Source organism: Aquabacterium sp. (assembly GCF_016234775.1).
In the GTDB taxonomy this organism is placed as follows: domain Bacteria; phylum Pseudomonadota; class Gammaproteobacteria; order Burkholderiales; family Burkholderiaceae_C; genus Aquabacterium.
The window spans coordinates 22,101-41,328 of sequence record NZ_JACRAH010000030.1 but is presented as its reverse complement, the minus strand read 5'-3'; the positions used below and the strand labels follow the sequence as shown (position 1 = coordinate 41,328).

Annotated in this window: 13 protein-coding genes and 5 tRNA genes; 14 read left to right on the top strand and 4 right to left on the bottom strand. The window is 60.4% G+C overall.

The features are described 5' to 3' along the window. From HY836_RS08675 to HY836_RS08655, 5 genes are all read left to right on the top strand, one after another. Positions 1–135 (top strand): ATP-dependent Clp protease proteolytic subunit (locus HY836_RS08675; protein WP_290675512.1); only part of this gene is annotated, 135 nt, incomplete at its 5' end. A 150-nt stretch (positions 136–285) separates the two neighbouring features. Beyond that, positions 286–1,563 (top strand): ATP-dependent Clp protease ATP-binding subunit ClpX, encoded by a 1,278-nt coding sequence (gene clpX, locus HY836_RS08670; protein WP_290675504.1) that lies wholly within the window; start codon positions 286–288, stop codon positions 1,561–1,563. Between the two features lie 122 nt (positions 1,564–1,685). Further along, positions 1,686–4,112, top strand: coding sequence for an endopeptidase La (lon, locus tag HY836_RS08665; protein ID WP_290675502.1), 2,427 nt, complete (start codon positions 1,686–1,688; stop codon positions 4,110–4,112). Positions 4,113–4,294: 182 nt separating this feature from the next. Next, positions 4,295–4,370, top strand: a tRNA-Gly gene (locus HY836_RS08660). Positions 4,371–4,490: 120 nt separating this feature from the next. Then, positions 4,491–4,564: transfer RNA gene (locus HY836_RS08655), tRNA-Cys, on the top strand. A 65-nt stretch (positions 4,565–4,629) separates the two neighbouring features. Here the strand turns inward: HY836_RS08655 and HY836_RS08650 are convergent. Next, positions 4,630–5,949, bottom strand: coding sequence for a D-amino acid dehydrogenase (locus tag HY836_RS08650; protein WP_290675500.1), 1,320 nt, complete (start codon positions 5,947–5,949; stop codon positions 4,630–4,632). A 151-nt stretch (positions 5,950–6,100) separates the two neighbouring features. Between HY836_RS08650 and HY836_RS08645 the strand changes: the two genes are divergently transcribed. The 9 genes from HY836_RS08645 (at position 6,101) to HY836_RS08605 (ending at position 15,888) form a co-directional block, all read left to right on the top strand. Beyond that, positions 6,101–6,187: transfer RNA gene (locus tag HY836_RS08645), tRNA-Leu, on the top strand. Between the two features lie 165 nt (positions 6,188–6,352). Then, a tRNA-Gly gene (locus HY836_RS08640) sits at positions 6,353–6,428 on the top strand. A 66-nt stretch (positions 6,429–6,494) separates the two neighbouring features. Further along, a tRNA-Cys gene (locus tag HY836_RS08635) sits at positions 6,495–6,568 on the top strand. A 268-nt stretch (positions 6,569–6,836) separates the two neighbouring features. Beyond that, the gene (locus HY836_RS08630; RefSeq protein ID WP_290675498.1) at positions 6,837–9,140 is read left to right on the top strand and encodes a type I secretion system permease/ATPase; all 2,304 of its coding nucleotides are present in this window, start codon (positions 6,837–6,839) and stop codon (positions 9,138–9,140) included. Positions 9,141–9,145: 5 nt separating this feature from the next. Further along, the gene (locus tag HY836_RS08625) at positions 9,146–10,387 is read left to right on the top strand and encodes an HlyD family type I secretion periplasmic adaptor subunit (RefSeq protein ID WP_290675496.1); all 1,242 of its coding nucleotides are present in this window, start codon (positions 9,146–9,148) and stop codon (positions 10,385–10,387) included. 3 nt (positions 10,388–10,390) lie between these two features. After that, positions 10,391–11,803 (top strand): TolC family protein, encoded by a 1,413-nt coding sequence (locus HY836_RS08620; protein ID WP_290675494.1) that lies wholly within the window; start codon positions 10,391–10,393, stop codon positions 11,801–11,803. A gap of 129 nt (positions 11,804–11,932) precedes the next feature. Further along, entirely contained in the window at positions 11,933–13,936 is a 2,004-nt protein-coding gene (locus tag HY836_RS08615) for a glycosyltransferase family 41 protein (RefSeq protein ID WP_290675492.1), read from the top strand. 21 nt (positions 13,937–13,957) lie between these two features. Continuing rightward, on the top strand, positions 13,958–15,046 hold the full coding sequence (locus tag HY836_RS08610; RefSeq protein ID WP_290675490.1) for a hypothetical protein: 1,089 nt from the start codon (positions 13,958–13,960) through the stop codon (positions 15,044–15,046). Continuing rightward, entirely contained in the window at positions 15,043–15,888 is an 846-nt protein-coding gene (locus HY836_RS08605) for a DUF5672 family protein (RefSeq protein ID WP_290675488.1), read from the top strand. Before HY836_RS08610 ends, HY836_RS08605 begins: the two co-directional genes overlap by 4 nt. 127 nt (positions 15,889–16,015) lie before the next feature. Here HY836_RS08605 and HY836_RS08600 read toward each other — a convergent pair whose 3' ends face one another. From HY836_RS08600 to HY836_RS08590, 3 genes are all read right to left on the bottom strand, one after another. Next, positions 16,016–17,383: an AAA family ATPase gene (locus HY836_RS08600; RefSeq protein WP_290675486.1), complete on the bottom strand. Its 1,368-nt coding sequence runs from the start codon at positions 17,381–17,383 to the stop codon at positions 16,016–16,018. A 173-nt stretch (positions 17,384–17,556) separates the two neighbouring features. Then, entirely contained in the window at positions 17,557–18,564 is a 1,008-nt protein-coding gene (locus tag HY836_RS08595) for a CBS domain-containing protein (protein ID WP_290675484.1), read from the bottom strand. A gap of 151 nt (positions 18,565–18,715) precedes the next feature. Next, complete coding sequence (locus tag HY836_RS08590; RefSeq protein ID WP_290675482.1) at positions 18,716–19,228, bottom strand: hypothetical protein; 513 nt, start codon at positions 19,226–19,228, stop codon at positions 18,716–18,718.

Sequence of the window (19,228 nt, the reverse complement as noted above, 5' to 3'; positions counted from 1 at the left end):
AACCGTATCCTGGCCGAGCGTTCCGGCCAGCCCCTGGAGAAGATCCAGAACGATACCGAACGCGACTACTACATGTCGGCCGATGAGGCCGCCACTTACGGACTCATCGACAAGGTGCTGGACAAGCGACAGTGATCTGACAGAAGCGCCCCCGCGCGTCCCCGGATTGACCCCGAAGTGGCTAAAAAGCCGCGCCAAGATGGGGCAGTTCACCGAGATTGACGTGGGGCCATTTGTCTTATCATGTCCTTAACCCCCTTGCCGACACTTTGACAGGCCTGCACCATGCCCGAGAAAAAAGGCTCCTCCAGCGAAAAAATCTTGTACTGCTCCTTCTGCGGAAAGAGCCAGCACGAGGTGAAGAAGCTCATCGCCGGCCCGTCGGTCTTCATCTGCGACGAGTGCATTGAACTGTGTAACGACATCATCCGTGATGAGGTCGCCGCAGAGGCTGAACAATCACGCCCTGCACGCAGTGATCTGCCTACGCCCGGTGAAATCAAGGCCAGCCTGGACCAGTACGTGATTGGTCAGGACACGGCCAAACGCACGCTGTCTGTGGCGGTGTACAACCACTACAAGCGGCTCAAGCACATGGGCACGGGCGAGAACAAGAAGCCCGACATTGAACTGGCCAAGAGCAACATCCTGCTGATCGGGCCCACCGGCTCCGGCAAGACGCTGCTGGCCCAGACGCTGGCCCGCTTGCTGAACGTGCCCTTCGTGATTGCCGATGCCACCACCCTGACCGAAGCCGGTTACGTGGGTGAAGACGTCGAAAACATCATCCAGAAGCTGCTGCAGAACTGCAACTACGAGGTCGAGAAGGCCCAGCGCGGCATCGTCTACATCGACGAAATCGACAAGATCTCGCGCAAGTCCGACAACCCGTCCATCACGCGTGACGTGTCGGGTGAGGGTGTGCAGCAGGCTTTGCTCAAGCTGATCGAAGGCACGATGGCTTCGGTGCCTCCGCAAGGCGGCCGCAAGCACCCCAATCAGGATTTCCTGCAGATCGACACGACCAACATCCTGTTCATCTGCGGTGGCGCTTTCGATGGCCTGGAAAAGGTCATCCAGAACCGCTCCGTCAAGTCGGGCATAGGTTTTGGCGCGGCCGTCCAGTCCAAGGAAGAAAAGAAGCTCTCCGAGGTCTTCCGCGAGGTCGAGCCCGAGGATCTGATCAAGTTCGGCATCATCCCCGAACTGGTTGGCCGTTTGCCCGTTGTGGCGACGCTGGGCGAATTGACCGAGGATGCGCTGGTGCGTATCCTGACCGAACCCAAGAATGCGCTTCTCAAGCAATACCAGCAACTGCTGAGCATGGATGGCGTTGAACTGGAGATCCGTCCGCAGGCTCTGGCTGCCATCGCTCGCAAGGCGCTGGCCCGAAAGACCGGTGCACGTGGTCTGCGATCCATCCTGGAACAGTCGTTGCTTGACACGATGTTCGAATTGCCTACACAGGAAGGAGTGCAAAAGGTGGTCCTGGATGAGTCCACCATCGAAGAGAACGCCAAGCCTTTGTTGGTGTATCGGGAACAGGCTAAGGCCAGTGCCTGAGCGAACTCTTGAAGTTCCGCTCTGACGGGCACCGCTGAAGACCCTGTGATCCAAGGTTTTCACGGTGCCCTTGTGTTTTATCGCTGAAGCCCCAAGTGGGTATCAGAGAAAGTGAGCCCAATATGTCTGGACACCCCATCCTTCCCTCCGATCCCATCACGCTGCCGTTGCTGCCGCTGCGAGATGTCGTGGTCTTTCCGCACATGGTGATCCCGCTGTTCGTGGGTCGCCCCAAGTCCATCAAGGCGCTGGAAGCCGCGATGGAAGCTGGCAGGCAAATCATGCTGGTCGCCCAAAAAGCTGCTGGCAAGGACGAGCCCAAAGCGGAAGACATGTTCGACATCGGCTGCGTTTCCAGCATCTTGCAGATGTTGAAATTGCCTGACGGTACCGTGAAGGTGCTGGTCGAAGGCGTTCAGCGTGCCAATACGTCGGCCATCCACGACGAAAACGAATTCTTCACCGCTGATGTGGTGCCGGTTCAACCCGAAGGCGGCATCACGCCTGAAGTTGAAGCGCTGCGCCGCGCGGTGACGCAACAGTTTGACCAGTACGTCAAGCTCAACAAGAAGATCCCGCCTGAAATCCTGACGTCGATCTCCGGTATCGATGATGCTGGCCGTCTGGCTGACACCATCGCTGCGCACTTGCCGCTCAAGCTCGAAGCCAAGCAGGCCGTGCTGGACCTGTTCTCGGTGTCCGGTCGTCTGGAAAAGCTGCTGGAGCAACTCGAGCACGAAGTCGACATCCTGCAGGTTGAAAAGCGCATCCGTGGCCGCGTCAAGCGCCAGATGGAGAAGTCGCAGCGCGAGTACTACCTGAACGAGCAGGTCAAGGCCATCCAGAAAGAACTGGGTGAAGGCGAAGAGGGCGCAGACCTCGAAGAAATCGCCAAGAAGATCGAGTCCGCTCGCATGCCCAAGGAGGCACGCAAGAAGGTCGATGCCGAGTTCAAGAAGCTCAAGCTGATGTCGCCCATGTCGGCAGAAGCCACCGTGGTGCGCAACTACATCGACACCCTGGTCGGCCTGCCCTGGAGCAAGAAGTCCAAGGTCAAGCATGACCTGGCCCTGGCCGAGTCCGTGCTGAACGAAGAGCACTACGGCCTCGACAAGGTCAAGGAACGCATCCTTGAGTATCTTGCTGTGCAACAACGCGTGGACAAGGTCAAGGCGCCCATCCTGTGCCTGGTTGGCCCTCCCGGCGTCGGCAAGACCTCGCTGGGTCAGTCGATCGCCCGTGCGACCGGCCGCAAGTTCGTGCGCATGGCCCTGGGCGGCGTGCGTGACGAAGCCGAGATCCGTGGCCACCGCCGCACCTACATCGGCTCCATGCCGGGCAAGGTGCTGCAGAGCCTGGGCAAGGTCGGTGTGCGCAACCCGCTGTTCCTGCTTGACGAAATCGACAAGCTGGGCATGGACTTCCGTGGCGACCCTTCATCGGCGCTGCTGGAAGTGCTCGACCCCGAACAGAACCACACCTTCGGCGACCACTACATCGAAGTCGATTTCGACTTGTCGGATGTGATGTTCGTGGCCACCTCGAACTCGCTGAACATCCCACCAGCCCTGCTGGACCGGATGGAAGTGATTCGCCTGGCTGGCTACACCGAAGACGAGAAGGTGCACATCGTTCAAACGTACTTGCTGCCCAAGCAGATCAAGAACAACGGTGTGAAGGAAGGTGAGCTGGAAGTCGCTGAAAGCGCCATCCGCGGCATCATCCGCTACTACACCCGTGAAGCTGGTGTGCGTTCGCTGGAACGCGAAGTCTCCAAGATCTGCCGCAAGGTGATCAAGGGCTTTGCGCTCAAGCAGTACACCGAGAAGGTGGTCGTCACCGACGAGAACCTCAATGACTTCCTGGGCGTGCGCAAGTACAGCTACGGCGAAGCCACGAAGGACAACCAGATCGGTCAGGTCGTCGGCCTGGCATGGACGGAAGTGGGCGGCGATCTGCTGACCATCGAAGCCGCGATCATGCCCGGCAAGGGCAACATCATCCGCACCGGGCAACTGGGCGATGTGATGAAGGAGTCCGTCGAGGCTGCTCGTTCGGTGGTGCGTTCACGCGCTCGCCGCCTGGGCATCACCGACGATCTGTTCGAGAAGCGCGACATCCACATTCACGTGCCTGATGGCGCCACACCGAAGGACGGTCCGTCTGCTGGTGCTGCCATGACCACGGCGTTTGTGTCGGCGCTGACGGGCATCCCGGTGCGTGCTGACGTGGCCATGACGGGTGAAATCACCCTGCGTGGTGAAGTCACGGCGATTGGTGGCCTGAAGGAGAAGCTCCTGGCTGCTCACCGTGGTGGCATCAAGACCGTGCTGATCCCTGAAGAGAACGTGAAGGACCTGGCTGAGATCCCCGAGAACGTGAAGAGCCAGATCGAGATCGTGCCTGTGAAGTGGATCGACAAGGTGCTGGAAGTCGCCCTGGAGCGTCAGCCTACGCCGCTGCCCGAGGAAGAGGTCAAGGTGGAAGCCAAGCCGGAGGCTGCTGCCGCCGCGCCTGCTGCCACCAGCACCGACGTCCTGAAGCACTGATGTGTTGATGAAAAAAAGCGACGACTTGATCAAAACGTCAAAAATGATGTATAGTTCAGGTCTTCGCTGATCACTGCACAGACATCGCAAGATGCTTGTGACCAAACAGGGATCGATGCAGCAAAGCAAGGGGCAACTCTAGAGCATCTGCATAAAGCGATACGTCACTGCAAAGTGAACATGCGGGATTAGCTCAGTTGGTAGAGCGATACCTTGCCAAGGTATAGGTCGAGAGTTCGAGTCTCTTATCCCGCTCCAAATTCCGAAAGGAAGCCTGGTTTAACAGCTTGGCTTCCTTTTTTGTTGGTGCTCTGCACGTTGCTGAATTTTCAGAGATACTGCGGAGCTCGGCAACGAGATTGATCAGCAAAGATCAGTGGCGCGGTAGCAAAGCGGTTATGCACCGGATTGCAAATCCGTGTAGGTCGGTTCGACTCCGGCCCGCGCCTCCAGCTTCTACAAAAAAGCCCCTCCGGTTCATCTGGCGGGGCTTTTTTCTTGCTGGCGTGTGCCTGGCTTACGAGCGATGCCGGGCAATGGCAGGCGAGGGCGGTGCCACCTTGATGGGCGCGCGCTGGTAGCGGCTCAAGGCCAGGTCATCACTGCGGATGGCGGTGGGGCGGCCCAGCAGCATGTCTGCGAGCAACTGCCCGCTGCCGGCTGCCATGGTCCAGCCCAGTGTGCCGTGGCCTGTGTTGAGCCACAGCTTGTCGATGCGGGTGCGCCCGATGATGGGTGTGCCGTCGGGCGTCATGGGCCGCAGGCCGGTCCAGAACTCACCTTGATCGATGGGGCCCGCATCGGGGAAGAGATCGCGCACGACGCGCTCCAGTGTGGCGCGGCGGCTCTCGCGCAGGTTCAGATCAAAGCCGGCCAGCTCGGCCATGCCGCCCACTCGGATGCGTTGATCAAAGCGCGTGAGGGCGACCTTGTAGCTTTCGTCCAGCACGGTGGAGCGCGGCGCAGCATCGGCCTGCTGAATCGGTAGCGTGAGCGAGTAGCCCTTGACGGGATAGACGGGCAGGTCCAGTGCCAGATCGCGCAGCAGCGCACGTGTATACGTGGCCATGGCCACCACATAGGCATCGGCCAGGCGCACCTCGGCGCCTTTGGGTGTCAGCAGCCTCACGCCGGTGATGCGCTGGCCGTCGTGCAGCAGTTGGTCCACTTGCACGCCATGCAGGAACTGCACGCCCAAGGCGCGGGCCTTCTCGGTCATCACTTGGGCGAAGAGGTGGCAATCACCGGTTTCGTCACCAGGTAGATACAGGCCACCGGTGAGCAAGCCTTGGCGCGCAGCCAGGGCGGGTTCCTGTTGCACGCATTCATCGGGCGTCATCAGTTGGTAGGGCACGTTGCAGCGGTCCAGCACCGAGGTGTCCTTGTGGGCGCTTTGCAGTTGCGCCTGGGTGCGGAAGATCTGCAAGGTGCCCAGGGTGCGGCCTTCGTATTGCAGGCCCATCTCGGCGCGCCATTGGCGCAGGCAGTCGCGGCTGTATTCGGCCACGCGCACCATGCGCTCCTTGTTGATGGCGTAGCGCTCGGGGTTGCACTCGCGCAGCATGCGCGCCATCCATTGCCATTGCCACAAGCTGCCGTCAGGCCTGATGGCCAGGGGCGAGTGCTTCTGGAACAACCAGTGCAGGGCTTTGAGGGGCAGGCCGGGTGAGGCCCAGGGGGAGGCATAGCCGGGTGAAATCTGGCCCGCATTGGCGAAGCTGGTTTCCATGGCGGGCCCGGGCTGGCGGTCGATCACGGTGACGCTGGCGCCGGCGCGTGCCAGGCAGTAGGCGCTGGTCACGCCGATCACACCGCTTCCGAGGACGAGTACACGCATGGTGTGGCTCCCGCTGATCTCTTGAGACCCATTCTAGGCAAGCGGGAATGGAAGAGAAGGGGGCTGGGGCTTTGCGTGGCTTTCATGGCGTGCACAAGTGCCTGTTCATCGGGCATTTGAAAGAACGCACAGGTACAATGCCGAGCCTCATGCGCGGGTGGCGGAATAGGTAGACGCCCGAGACTTAAAATCTCGTATCCGTAAGGGTGTACGGGTTCGATTCCCGTCCCGCGCACCACCGGTCTGGCGTACAAAAATCTTGATGAAAATTTGCGACACCTTGCGCAAAGTACCAAAATCGATGTATAGTTCAGGTCTTCGCTGATCGCGACAACCAAAACGATCAAGACAGCAGCAAACAAGCTGAAGTCAAAGCGAAGAAAATTGTCAGCAATGACAATATGCGGGATTAGCTCAGTTGGTAGAGCGATACCTTGCCAAGGTATAGGTCGAGAGTTCGAGTCTCTTATCCCGCTCCAAATTTTGAAAAGGGAAGCCAAGTGCTTCCCTTTTTTCCAGCCCAAGCTGCTGGAAGTTGTTTTTGAGGCGCGGTAGCAAAGCGGTTATGCGTCGGATTGCAAATCCGTTGAGCCCGGTTCGACTCCGGGCCGCGCCTCCACCCCCCCCTGCCTCTCGTCTTCCCTCCATCAGTCGCTGAAGTCTGACGCCAGGCTGCCGTGTTCGGCTCGCTTGCGTCGTCGCTTTTCGTGTTCCCGCTGCGCTTGTGCGCCGCTGTTGCACGGGCCGGAAATGCGCGGCGAAGACGCCTCTATTGCCGCTTAAGACTTCACAGCCCCCCACCTAGCATCCCAGGTACACGCCCGAAAAGTCCCTAAAGGGGCCCCAAACGGGCCGTGTACCCGTTGTTGTTACCTGGGAGCTATCTGGTGGACCCCACCTCCGAGCCCGATCTGATCGAAGAACCGATTGGTGAACCTGAGCAAAGTTTTGCTGCAGGTGAGGGCGCAGCCTTGTCAGCCGATCCGCTGCTGGAAGCCGTGGTCTGGTTGTGCCATCACCATGGCATCGACCGCAGCCATGCCTCCTTGCTGGATGGCTTGCAGGTGGATGGGGCCGGCATGTCGCCACCACAGGCGGTACAGGTGCTCAAGCAGGTGGGTTTCAGCGCGACGCTGGTCAAGCGCCCGCCCAGCAAGATTCTGGGCCTGCTGATGCCCGTGGTGATGCTGCTCAAGAACGGCGACGCCGTGATCCTGACGCGGCGCCTGGGCTCGCGCTCGAAGCGGGCAGGGGGCACACGTTATGAAGTGGTGATGCCGGGTTCGGGCAACGAGGTCTGCACCGCCACGGAAGAAGAACTGTTGCCCGAGTACTCCGGCTACACCTTGCTGGCGGCGGTCAAGCCCGGCACCGTGCATGGTGACCGTGATGCGCAGCAGCTCTCGCCATCGCACTGGCTGTGGTCCACGCTCAAGCGCTACGTTCCTTATTACCGCTCGGCCATGGTGGCGGCGCTGCTGAGCAACCTGCTCATGCTGGTGACGGGCTTCTTCACCTCCATCGTGTATGACAAGGTGATCCCGCATGACGCCATGGTGACCATGTGGTCGCTGGGCATCGGCACCTTGATCGGTATCTTCTTTGACCTGGTAGCGCGCCAGTTGCGCAGCTACCTGATCGATACGGCCGGCAAGAAGGCCGATCTGATCATGGGCAACATGCTGTTCAACCAGGCGCTCAACATCCGCCTGGAACACCGGCCGGATTCGGCTGGCTCGTTTGCGCACAGGTTGTCGCAGATCGAGGTGGTGCGCGAGTTTTCGACATCGGCCAGCGCCTCGGTGCTGACGGACTTGCCCTTCATCTTCCTGTTCGTGCTGATGACCTATGTGATCGCCGGGCCGCTGGTGTTCGTGCTCCTGATCGCGATCCCGGCCGTGCTCGGTTTGTCCATCGGCATCCAGCGCATGCTGCGCCGCTCCATGCGGGCCAATATGGCGCAGCACGCTGACTTGCAAGGCGTGCTGGTGGAGGCCATGGAAGGCCTCGAAGACGTGCGCGCAGCCGGTGCGGCGGGCTACTTCTCCAAGCGCTACGAGGCGGCCAATGCGGCTGCGGCGGCTTCGTCGCTGCGCTCGCGAGCCATTGCCAGCCTGGTGAACAACTTCTCTGCCGTGGTGCAGCCCCTGGTGACGGTGGCCATGCTCATGTGGGGCGTGGTGCTGATCAAGGATGGGCAGGTGTCGGGCGGTTCGCTGATCGGTGCCGTGATGTTCGCCGGCCGTGCCGTGGCGCCCCTGACCTCGCTGGTGGCCCTGGCCAGCCGCTATCAAGGCGCCAAGGCGGCGCTCCTGATCCTCAATGACCTGATGGCCATGCCCACCGAGCGCGTGGCGGGCAAGCAGTACCTCACGCGCAAGAACCTCAAGGGTCAGTTGGGCCTGCACGAGGTGATGTTCGCCTACCCGAAGGGCAAGCACGAACACGCGCCCACGGTGCTCAAGGGCATCAACATGCAGATCCAGCCGGGTGAGCGCATCGCCATCCTGGGCAAGATCGGCAGCGGCAAATCCACCATCCTGCGCTTGCTGGCGGGGCTGTATCAGCCCACAGATGGCTTTGTGGAAGTGGATGGCATCGACCTGCGCCAGATCGACCCGGTGGACTTCCGCACCCACGTGGGCTTCGTGTCGCAAGAGCCTCGCCTGTTCTACGGCACCTTGAAAGAAAACGTGCTGCTGGGCCGCCCCAATGCCGACGTCGGCCACTTCCTGGAGGTGGCAAGGCAAACCGGGCTGGACAAGCTCGCAGCGTCGCACCCCATGGGCTACGACCTGCCTGTGGGCGAAATGGGTTCCCTGCTGTCAGGTGGCCAACGCCAGCTGGTGGCGCTGGCACGCTGCCTGGTGACCAAATCCCAGGTGCTGCTGATGGACGAGCCCACCAGCTCAATGGATGCGCAGTCTGAAGCCAGCTTCATCAATCACCTGCGCTCTGCCGTGCATGGGCAGACGCTGATCGTGGTCACGCACCGCCCGGCCTTGCTCGATGTGGTGGACCGCATCATCGTGGTCGACAGTGGCCGCATCCTGGCCGATGGCCCCAAGGCCAAGGTACTGGCGATGCTGGCGGGCCAACGCCCGGGCCATGTGCAGCCCGTGCAGGCACAACAACAGGCGCCGCAAGCGGCTGCGCCTCAGCCGCAGCGTGAGCTGGCGGCGGCGGGTTGACAACCATGGCACTGTCATTGCGTCGATCCAAAAAGTCTGCCGATGGGGTGGCTTACCCCGGCGACGAAGAATTCCTGTCGGGCATCAAGCAGGCCGAGCTGGTCGAGGCCACGCCTCAGGCCGTGTGGTCGATCTACCTGATGCTGACAGTGGTGATCGCCGCGATCGTCTGGGCCTTCATGGCGCGGGTCGAGCAGATCACCAAGGCCGAAGGCAAGGTGGTGTCCGATGGCCGCGAGCAGGTCATTGCCAGCCTGGAAGGCGGCATTCTGCGCAATATGCTGGTGCGTGAAGGGATGATGGTCGAAAAGGGCCAGGATCTCTTGCAGATCGATCCCACCCGCGCCGAGGCCAGTCAGAACGAAGGCGAAGCCAAGCGCCTGGCGCTCACCGGCACGCTGGCGCGTCTGCTGGCTGAATCCACCGGCAAGCCACTGATCTTCCCCACGGAAGTGCGGGCCCTGCCGCAGATCGTGCACGACGAGACCGAATCGTACGACGCGCGGCGCATGGCCCTGGAAGAGGCCGTGGGCGTGACCCGGCGCAGCCTGGGGCTGTTGCGGCGCGAACTGGCCATGGCCGAGCGCATGTCCGCCAAGGGGCTGATGTCCGAGGTGGAAGTGATGCGTTCGCAACGCCAGGTCAATGATCTGACCCTGCAAATCCAGGAGCGCATCAACCGTTTCCGCCAGGATGCGAGTGCCGAGTTGGTCAAGGTGCGCACCGAGCTGGCCCAGCTGGAAGAGCAGATGGTGGTCAAGCAGGACTTGCTGACCCGCACCACGCTGAAATCGCCCGTCAAGGGCCTGGTCAAGAACATCCGCATCGCCACAGTGGGCGGTGTGGTGCCTGCCGGCGCGGCCATCATGGAAATCCTGCCGATCGGCCCGCGCGTGCTCATTGAGGCCCGCATCAAGCCTGCTGACATCGGCTTCGTGCGCGTGGGCCTGCCGGTGACGGTCAAGCTCAGCGCCTACGACTACTACCTGTATGGCGGCCTCAAAGGCACGATCGATTACATCAGCCCGGACGCCCTGGGTGATGACGCCAAGGCAGGTGCCCATGACGCCACCTACTACCGGGCGCGGATTCGCTCGGATGTGTCGACCCTGCACCAGGGGAACAAGCCGCTGGCCGTGATGCCCGGCATGACTGCCACGGTCGAGGTGCGGACCGGCGAGAGGACCGTTGCGCAGTACCTGCTGATGCCACTGGTCAAGTCCCAGGAAGCTTTCCGAGAGCGTTGAGCCATGAAGACCACCACATTCCCGTTTCTGAAGTCTGCTGTCTGTGTGGCCGTGTTGGCGGCGCAAGCTGGCATGGTGGGCGCGTGGGCGCGCTGTGCGGATGACCTGGCTGGCGAGCCCAAGCCGGACAAGGCGGCCTACATCAAAGGCGGTGCCAAGCCCGCACCAGGCAAGGTGGAAGCCGAGCCTGCGCCCATGGACCCGGTCACCCAACTGCAACTGATTGCCCGTGAAGCTCAGCGGCGCAGTGCCTCGGTGGGCGCCTCGCGCCTGCTGGCTGAAGCCGCCGAGCTGGATGTGACCGAGACCAAGGCAGGCCGTTGGCCGCAAGTGTCTGTGAGCGGTGTGTTGGGGGCAGGTGGCAGCGCGGTAGCGGGCACCACCGTGAGCAAGGGCAACCAGTCCAGCCTGGGCGTGAACATGACGGCGCCACTGTGGGACAACGGCCGCCTCAGCCGCCTGACAGACTGGCGATCGAATCTGGCTGGTGCTGCCAAGTTTGGCGCCGCCATGACCACCGAACAAGTCGTGCTGGAGGCCGTGAGCGCCGCGCTGGAGCGCAACCGCTACCGCCTGCAGGCCCAGGTCTACCAGCAGTACATGCGCAAGATGAGCTGCCTAGTCGAGGCCCTGGAGGGCATCATCAATGAAGACAAAGGCCGCATGAGCGAGCTGGTGCAAGCCCGCAAGACCCATGCGCAGACCGAACTGCAGCGCGACCAGGCCCTGGCCCAGAGCCGCCAGAGCGAGATCAAGCTGCGCAAGCTGATCGGTGACCAGGTGCCCCCGGGCGACGGCATCACCATCCCGCTGGCCAATGTGCCCGAGATCGGTGAGATCAACCGCCAGATCGAATACGGCAACGACGCGCAGCAACTGCGCGCCCAGGCCGAAGCCCAGGACAGCTATGCCAAGGCTGTGGTGGCTGGGCAGGGGCCTCAGTTCAACTGGAGCCTGGGCAAGACGCAAGGGCAACAGGGCTCCAACAGCACCTCATCCTGGCACGCCGGCGTGACGGTGAGCTACAGCATCTTCAATGGCTTTTCTGACGACGCCACCTCCAAGGCCGCCGCCAAGCGCGCCGAGGCCAGCCGCCAGCAACTGCAGGACCTGCTCAACACCAAGTTCAGCCGCACCGCCGAGATGTATGACGTGGCCACCAGTTCGTTCGACCGTGCCAAGCGCTATGTGGACGTGCTGCGTGACAGCGAACGGGTGCGCAACTTCACCTTCCAGCAGTGGTCCCAACTGGGGCGCCGCTCGTTGTTTGATGTGATGTCGTCCGAGAGCGACCACTTCAACCTGCGCATCGCCTACGTGAACGCGCTGCATGACGGCTACCTGGCCAGCGCCCAGTTGCGCTCCCTGGGGGCAGGCCTGAGCGCCTGGCTGACGCCCGAAGCTGTGACACGTTGATCAGATCTGCGGGTATGACAAGCCCAATTTGACGGGTTTTTCACGCTTTGTTGGCGGGAGCACCCTAGGGTGCGCTCCCCTAATCTTGGCTCTGCGGCGACGATCGCCGTGTTTTGACGGGCCAATGTGATGGGAAATCAAGCTCTTGCCGCCTCCTTTCGTCCTGCTCAGCAAGCCGTTTCAACGCTTGTGAAGGAAGTGGCCGCCTCGGTGGCCGCTGCGCCGGCTCAGCCGCAACCCGCACCGCAACCCGCCCCCAGCCAGATCGCACAGGATCAGTCGACCCTGATCCGCGGCATCGAGCTGCAAAACGCAGGGCAACTGGCCGAGGCCGAAGCCATCTTCACCGGCTACCTGCAAGCCCACCCTTGTGATGGCATTGCCACCTATTCGCTGGCCGTGATCCTGATGCACCGCCAGGACCACGCCCGCGCCCTGGCCATCCTGGAGCCCTGCGTGCAGGTCACCCCCGGCTTTGCGCCTGTGTGGATGGCCTACGCCAACGTGCTGCAGAACCTGGGCCGCCGCGAGGAGGCCCTGGCCGCCTATGACAAGGCCGTGGCCGTCAACCCCCAATACACCGAAGCCCTGATCAACAGCGGCGTGCTGCTGCGCGAATCCCATCGCCACCTGGAGGCGCTGCAACGCTTCCAGCAGGTGCTGACGATCAAGCCCGACCACGAAACTGCCCTGGGCAACTGCGGCATCATCCTGACCGAGTTCAAGCGCTCGGACGAAGCCATCGGCATGTTCCAGCGCCTGCTGGCCGTCAACCCCAACTACGACTGGGGCCTGGGCCTGCTGGGCTACGAACGCCTGCACACCTGTGACTGGACCGACTTTGAAGGCATGGCCCAGCGCATCGTGCAGGGCATCCACCAAGGCAAGAAGACCTGCAAATCCCTGCCGCTGATGGCCTTCTCGGATGACGTGGCCGCCCACCAGATCAGCTCGCGCCTGTTTGGCCAACGCTTCCCGCAAGCCAAGCAAGCGATGTGGACGGGCCAACGCTACAACCACAAGAAGATCCGCCTGGCTTATGTGTCGCCTGACCTGCGCGAGCACCCCGTGGGCCACCTGATGTGCGGCATCTTCGAGCACCACGACAAGAGCCGCTTCGAGACCATCGCCATCTCGCTGGGCATTGACGACAAGAGCCGCCTGCGCAGCCGCATGCTCAACTGCTTCGACCACTTCGTGGACGCCCGCCTGATGACCTCGCGCCAGATCGCCGAGAAGATGCGCGAGATGGAAGTGGACATCGCCGTGGACCTGGCCGGCTACACCGCTGATTCACGCACCGATGTGTTCGCCCACCGCCCCGCACCGGTTCACGTGAACTACCTGGGCTACCCCGGCACCATGGGTGTGCCCTATATGGACTACATCATTGCCGACCGCTATGTGATCCCGCCGGAGCACCAGTGCTTCTACGACGAGAAGGTGGCCTATCTGCCTGATGCCTACCTGCCCACGGATGCCGGCTTGAAGATCGCCGAACGCACGCCCACCCGCGCCGAATGCGGCCTGCCGGATGACGCCCTGGTGTTCTGCTCGTTCAGCCACGACTACAAGATCTCGCCCCCGCTGTTCGATGTGTGGATGCGCCTGCTGCAACAGGTGCCCGGCAGCGTGCTGTGGCTGATGTCGCGCGGGCAGGCTGCCCAAGCCAACCTGCGCAACGAAGCCGCCAAGCGTGGCGTGGACCCCTCCCGCCTGGTGTTTGCTGGCCGCGTGCCCATGGTGGAAGACCACCTGGCCCGTTACCGCCAGGCCGACATCTTCCTGGACACCCACCCCTACAACGCCCACACCACCGCTGCCGATGCCCTGATGGCTGGCCTGCCCGTGGTCACCTTCATGGGCGGCGCCTTCCCGGCACGCGTGGCGGCCAGCCTGCTGCACGCCATCGGCATGCCCGAGCTGGTGGCCGATTCGAAAGAAGGCTACGAAGCCCTGGCCCTGAAGCTCGCCAACGACCGCCCCCTGCGCGAAGCCCTGCGCACCAAGCTGGCTGCCAACCAAGGCACCCACGCCTTGTTTGACACCGAACGCTTCTGCCGCAACATGGAATCCATCTACGTGGCCATGTGGCGCAAGGCCGAGCTGGGTGAAGCCCACGACCAACTCTGAACACCGGGAGGGCAGCACACCATGGCGCAACCCAGCATCCACGCCGTCTTCCAGGCCATCGAGAACCGCACGCTGCCTGTGCAGCAATCGCAAGAGCTGGTGAAGTTTGCCCAGCACGATGGCTTCTTTCACCTGGCCGCACTCAAGCACAGCCGCGCCAATGCGCTCAAAGCCTGGTTTGCCGACAAGGGCCTGACCCGCGTGATCCTGGGCGCCAACATCAACGGCTTTGGCTGCCAGATCCCCGGCTGCACGGTGGAGTACCTGGAGAAGGGCTTCTTTGAAGAACCCAATGAGGCCATCCGCGCCGAGAAGCGGGCCTTCCTGGAAAGCGCCATCGTCATCGTCAACAACAACGATGTGGGCCAGGCCAAAGCCGAATACGCCGACTTCTACACCCAGTGCGACAAGACCATCTTCATCGCCTGGGACTGGGACAACCACCACTGGCTGGACCTGAGCACCTTCCTGGCCGCGCACAGCGATGTGTACGCCCCCGGCCACCACGAAAACCTCTACCTGCTGACCCGCTACAACTGGGCCACCGTGGGCCCCGTGTACTGCGGCACCGTGCAGTGGTCTCGCCAGTTCTTGACGGACAGCATCGCGAAGATCGTGACGGCCAAGCGCTCCAATGCGCCGCTGGGCAAGCACATCCCGTATGCCCCGTTCACCTACCGCAACCGCGTGGTGAGCACGCTGAGCCAGCACTACCCATCGATTGGCTTCAGCGACCGCAACTTCCATGTGCGCACGCCTGAGGAGCGCCTGGAGGAATGGTATTCACACAAGGTGCACTGGATTGCGCCTGTGCTCAATGACGTGGCCATCCGCATCTTTGACGCGCTGAGCACGGGCGGCATCCCCGTGGTGCCCGCCTCGATGCAGTTCCTGCCACCCATCAAGGACATCAGCCGCGAACACATCGTGTTCAGCACGCCCGACGACATCATGAACCCCAAGCCGCTGATCGAGCGCGCCGTGGCCATGTTTGACGCAGGCGGTGCAGACGGCATCGTGGCCCGCCACCGCTACGCCCTGGACCACCACCACGGCGACCAGCGCATGGCCGATGTGATGAGATTCGTGAGGGAGCGTTTTGCATCATGAGCAGCAGCACAAGCAGCACCATCCACCACGCCAGCAATGGCAAGTGCGCCATCGTCATCCCCATCTACCGGGCCGAGCTGGAGCCGCTGGAAAAGTTCTCGCTGGACTATTCCACCCAGCACCTCAAACCCGGGCGTGACCTGTTCTTCGTGGCGCCCGAACACCTGGACGTGGGCTACTACACCCGCCACTACCCGGGCGTGCCCGTGGTGCGCTTTGACAATGGCTACTTTGCCTCTGTCAAAGGCTACAACCGCCTGCTGCTGAACCCTGCGTTTTACGAACGCTTTGCCAGCAGCCACGAGTTCATGCTGGTGCTGCAGACGGACGCCATCTTGCTGCGCGACGAGCTGGACCACTGGTGCAGCCAACCCTGGGACTACGTGGGCGCCCCCTGGCCCGATGGCCTGGAGGTGATGATCAACCTCGACAACTTCACCGGCCCGCTGGGCAAGCGCGTGAAGGTGCACGTGGGCAACGGGGGCCTGAGCCTGCGCCGCAATGCGGCCTGCATCCAGCTGCTCAAAGAGTTCCCCCAGGCGACGGACATGTTCCTGCGCTCGGGCTCCAGCGAAGACATCTTCTTTTCGCTGATCGGCTCACAGTCGGTGAGCTTCAAGATCCCCAACGAGCGCGTGGCCTCGCTGTTTGCGCTCGAACTGCAACCCGAACGCTACCTGGCCATCAACCAGGGCAGGGCGCCCATGGGCGGCCACGCCTGGTGGCGCTACAACCAGCCCTTCTGGGTGGCGCTGCTGGAGCAGCAACCGCCGGTGCTGGTGCCGGCTGCACCGCCTGGACGACCCATTTTGAGTGGGGGTGAGTTGGTGGCGGCGCATTGAATTGGGGGCGATATACGTAATGTGTTTGGCTCGCTGAGTATTTGATCTGCAGGACATTCTCGGCTATGGCGGTGCGTCCGCAATAGTCAGGCAAGGCTCGCGTCCGCGTTGAACCAACAGTTAGGCGTCACCGACCCATACGGGCTTGAATATTTTCAATTAGCGGCTGAAAAGCTGCAACGCCAATGTCGTCAAGGTATCGCTTCACTGCGTATGTTCGGAGGTAGTCAACTGAAGTTGATGCTTCATCCGCGAGAGCTTCTGAGAACTTATGGTGATCGGTGATTTGCCGTTGGATGAGTGCGTGATGAGCGTTAATTCCGAATTCAGCGGTTAGTGCGTCAAGGACCGAGGCATTCGAATAGACCTCACTTTCTGGTGGACGATTACCGGGGAAGACGTACATTCCAAGCGCGGGGTCTGGCCCCACATCTGCGTCTCTAACGGCGGCGTAATTTCTACCCAGCCGTTGCAGTAATTGAGCGCCAGAGCGGACCGCCTTCGTATTTCCGACTTCATGGATCTCTACGCATCGAAGTAGATCGCGATCGCAACGGCGAATCATTTCTAGTAACAGTAGTTTTGCAAAATCATCCTCTACCAGTACGGTCATGTCCCGATGATGCCCGCCCGAGAGGATAGAGCGAGCGCGTGCAGCAGATAGGCCCGGGTATGCAGCTACACCTTGAGCATCACGCGATAGCATGACTCGAGCATCTGCCGGTAGGGTTTGGAGAAGCGTGCTTGAGTGCGTTGTTAAGATGATCTGATGATGGCGACGGTTACAAACATCAAGAAAGTATCGACCGAGCTCGAACTGAGCGTTTTCGTGCAGGGATGTCTCTGGCTCTTCTATGACAAACAGACTGGGCGATGGCGCATTCTCAAGTAGATCAACGAGATAGAGTGTTCTGCCTTCTCCGAATCCCATGTTGTTCTCGGAGTACTGAGCCCCAAAACGGGCAGCAATTCCCAACTCGCCCTCACGTCCGCCGTGCTCAATACGTTGGAAGTGCATGCCGTCATACTGCTGCCCCAGGATTCGTCCTACGCGCTCCCGTACTTCATTTGGAATTTGGCGCTGCCTTCCAAGAGCCAACTGAGCTCCTCGGTAAATGCTAAGGTCGCGTTGCTCGACCTTTGGAATGTAGATCGTGAAACCTATGTAGTAGCAGGTTCGCTCAGGCTGCCGCTTGTAGCCGCTCCATTCACGCTGTGTACGTGCGACCGTAAGCGTTTGAGGGGTCAGTGGTTCATTGGTGTTGTACTCATAGACAACAGATGAATCGACCGTGAATGGATTTGGGTCTGCGAGAGAGGCTGGAAAGAAGTCTCGGATGTAGAAGCGCTTGTAGTCATGAACCGTTCCTGGCTTCTTGTAGGCGCCTAAACAAAGTTGTCCGACGGTGCTCTTTCCTGCTCCGTTTAGGCCTGATATAGCGGTTATTGGAAACTGGAAGTCGACTCGTAGGTCTGCAACTCCGCGAAAACCCATGATTCGAACAGAGTTCAAGGAGGGGCCGAAGTTCGCGTACCTATTCTCTGGGAGGTACTTGGCGGCAAGTTCTTTTCGTGGATCTGGCACGGAATTTCCTTGTGAGGCCTAACGCCAAAGTTGAAGGGCGGCAATGCGAAGCATTGACATCCCTGTTGAACGACCAATTAGGCCTAGACCGCGCCAACATCCCGAAGGCGCTTTAGAAACTGTGCAAACTCTCGAAGAAACACTAAGTCGGCGGGATCAAGGCCATCTGGATCGAAGTGCATTACATCGTTCCGAACCTCTCTCACGCGGTTCAACCGTGCCAAGAATTCCACTCGATCAATCTCAATTCGTAGCTTTTTCCATCGCTTTTCAGGTTCGATCAAACGCACGTACTCACCAAGTGTTAAGTCACTCGGGGATTCGATGGTGCGCCCGTCGTCCCCTGGTGCCTTAGCCTCTTCCAGCTCCTTGAGGCTGAACTTTTGATGCAAGATGCCTCGAAGACCGTTCTCGATTTCTCCCACTAACAGAAATGGTTCAGCCAACGCCTGGAATTGGAAATTGAAGTCGCTCGCAGTGACTATGCCTGTGAAAGATTTGTCCGGTGCCTGAACAAGAACGTAGTCGTGCGATGCAATTTTTGCGATGGCGTCAAATAGAGACTCATCAACCGAGACAACTTGGGCGGGCTCCATCGCGTCCCGAACGTTCAAGCATGGCCGCTTTAGCGCAAGCCTGCTTCCGATTGTTTTCCAACTAATGATGCCTTTTAGATCGCGCGGCCCTGTCATTACGGGAAGTTGAGAAAAATCGTTGGTGAGCATGACCGTCACCGCTTGCGCAAGTGTTGAGTCCGGCTTTACAAATACGGGTGTTTTGTTGGCAGCGTCGAGTCGTCCAATTCTGAAGGTGGGGTCTGGCGAGGCTGCACCGGAAGACGCTACGGAAGGAGTACTGACGGCAGGCGCTGCAATGAATCCAATCGTCCCGTCGAGCCAGGTGTATTCAAAGTCTGGCGATGTTGACAGTCCGTGACGTTTGAGGGCGCCACGTACTCGTCGGATGACGTTGTAGCCGCGCCGTTCTGCATCGAACCAAAGCAAGAAGGTTCGAACTGTCTCTCGCGAAGGCGCGACCCCTTTTTTGAGTTGCGCCGCTATTGCAGAAAGTTTCTCTTCGGAGACGGACATAGTTTCTTTCTGGGCCTAACGCCCTATTTAACCGGCGCCGGAGCGCGAAGCGCGGAGGGCACCAACACTAGCCATGAAAATGGCGAAGCTATGGCTGGTGTTTGCGTCCGCGTTGAACGCTCAGTTAGGCCTGCAGCGAAGATGTGCATTTTTAGCATTGGTTTAATTCAAATGCCACCAATATATGGCATCTTTTGAGGACCATCAGTAGGCATAGCATCGCGGATGCTCCAAGGAATATTGTCACAAACTTCCCAACCTCCGCTATCGGTAGGTTTTTTGCAAGCGCGAGGAAGGCTGTGGCCACCAATCCAATGCAAATTAAAATGCTGTAGGAGATGGTTGCTAGCAGTTCGTCGGTTAGCGTTTTGAATTCGCCTGGCTTGGATATGGGTTTGCCACTATTTTTGGTGTTGTAGGCAAGGGTGTAAACCAAGACAAGCAAGTTCAGCATCAGGCCGGCAACGATAGAGGCTGCCGAAACTATAATTCCAACAACTTCACTGGTCAATGCTTCGGTGCAATATGCTGCCACAATAGCGAGCGAGAGGGGTATGGAGAAATGAAGGCCAACTTCAATAATGTCAATTTTCCCGGTATCATGCCGGTACATTGAACGATAGTGCGACGCTATAATTTCGTATGGATTGATTTTTGAAAGCAT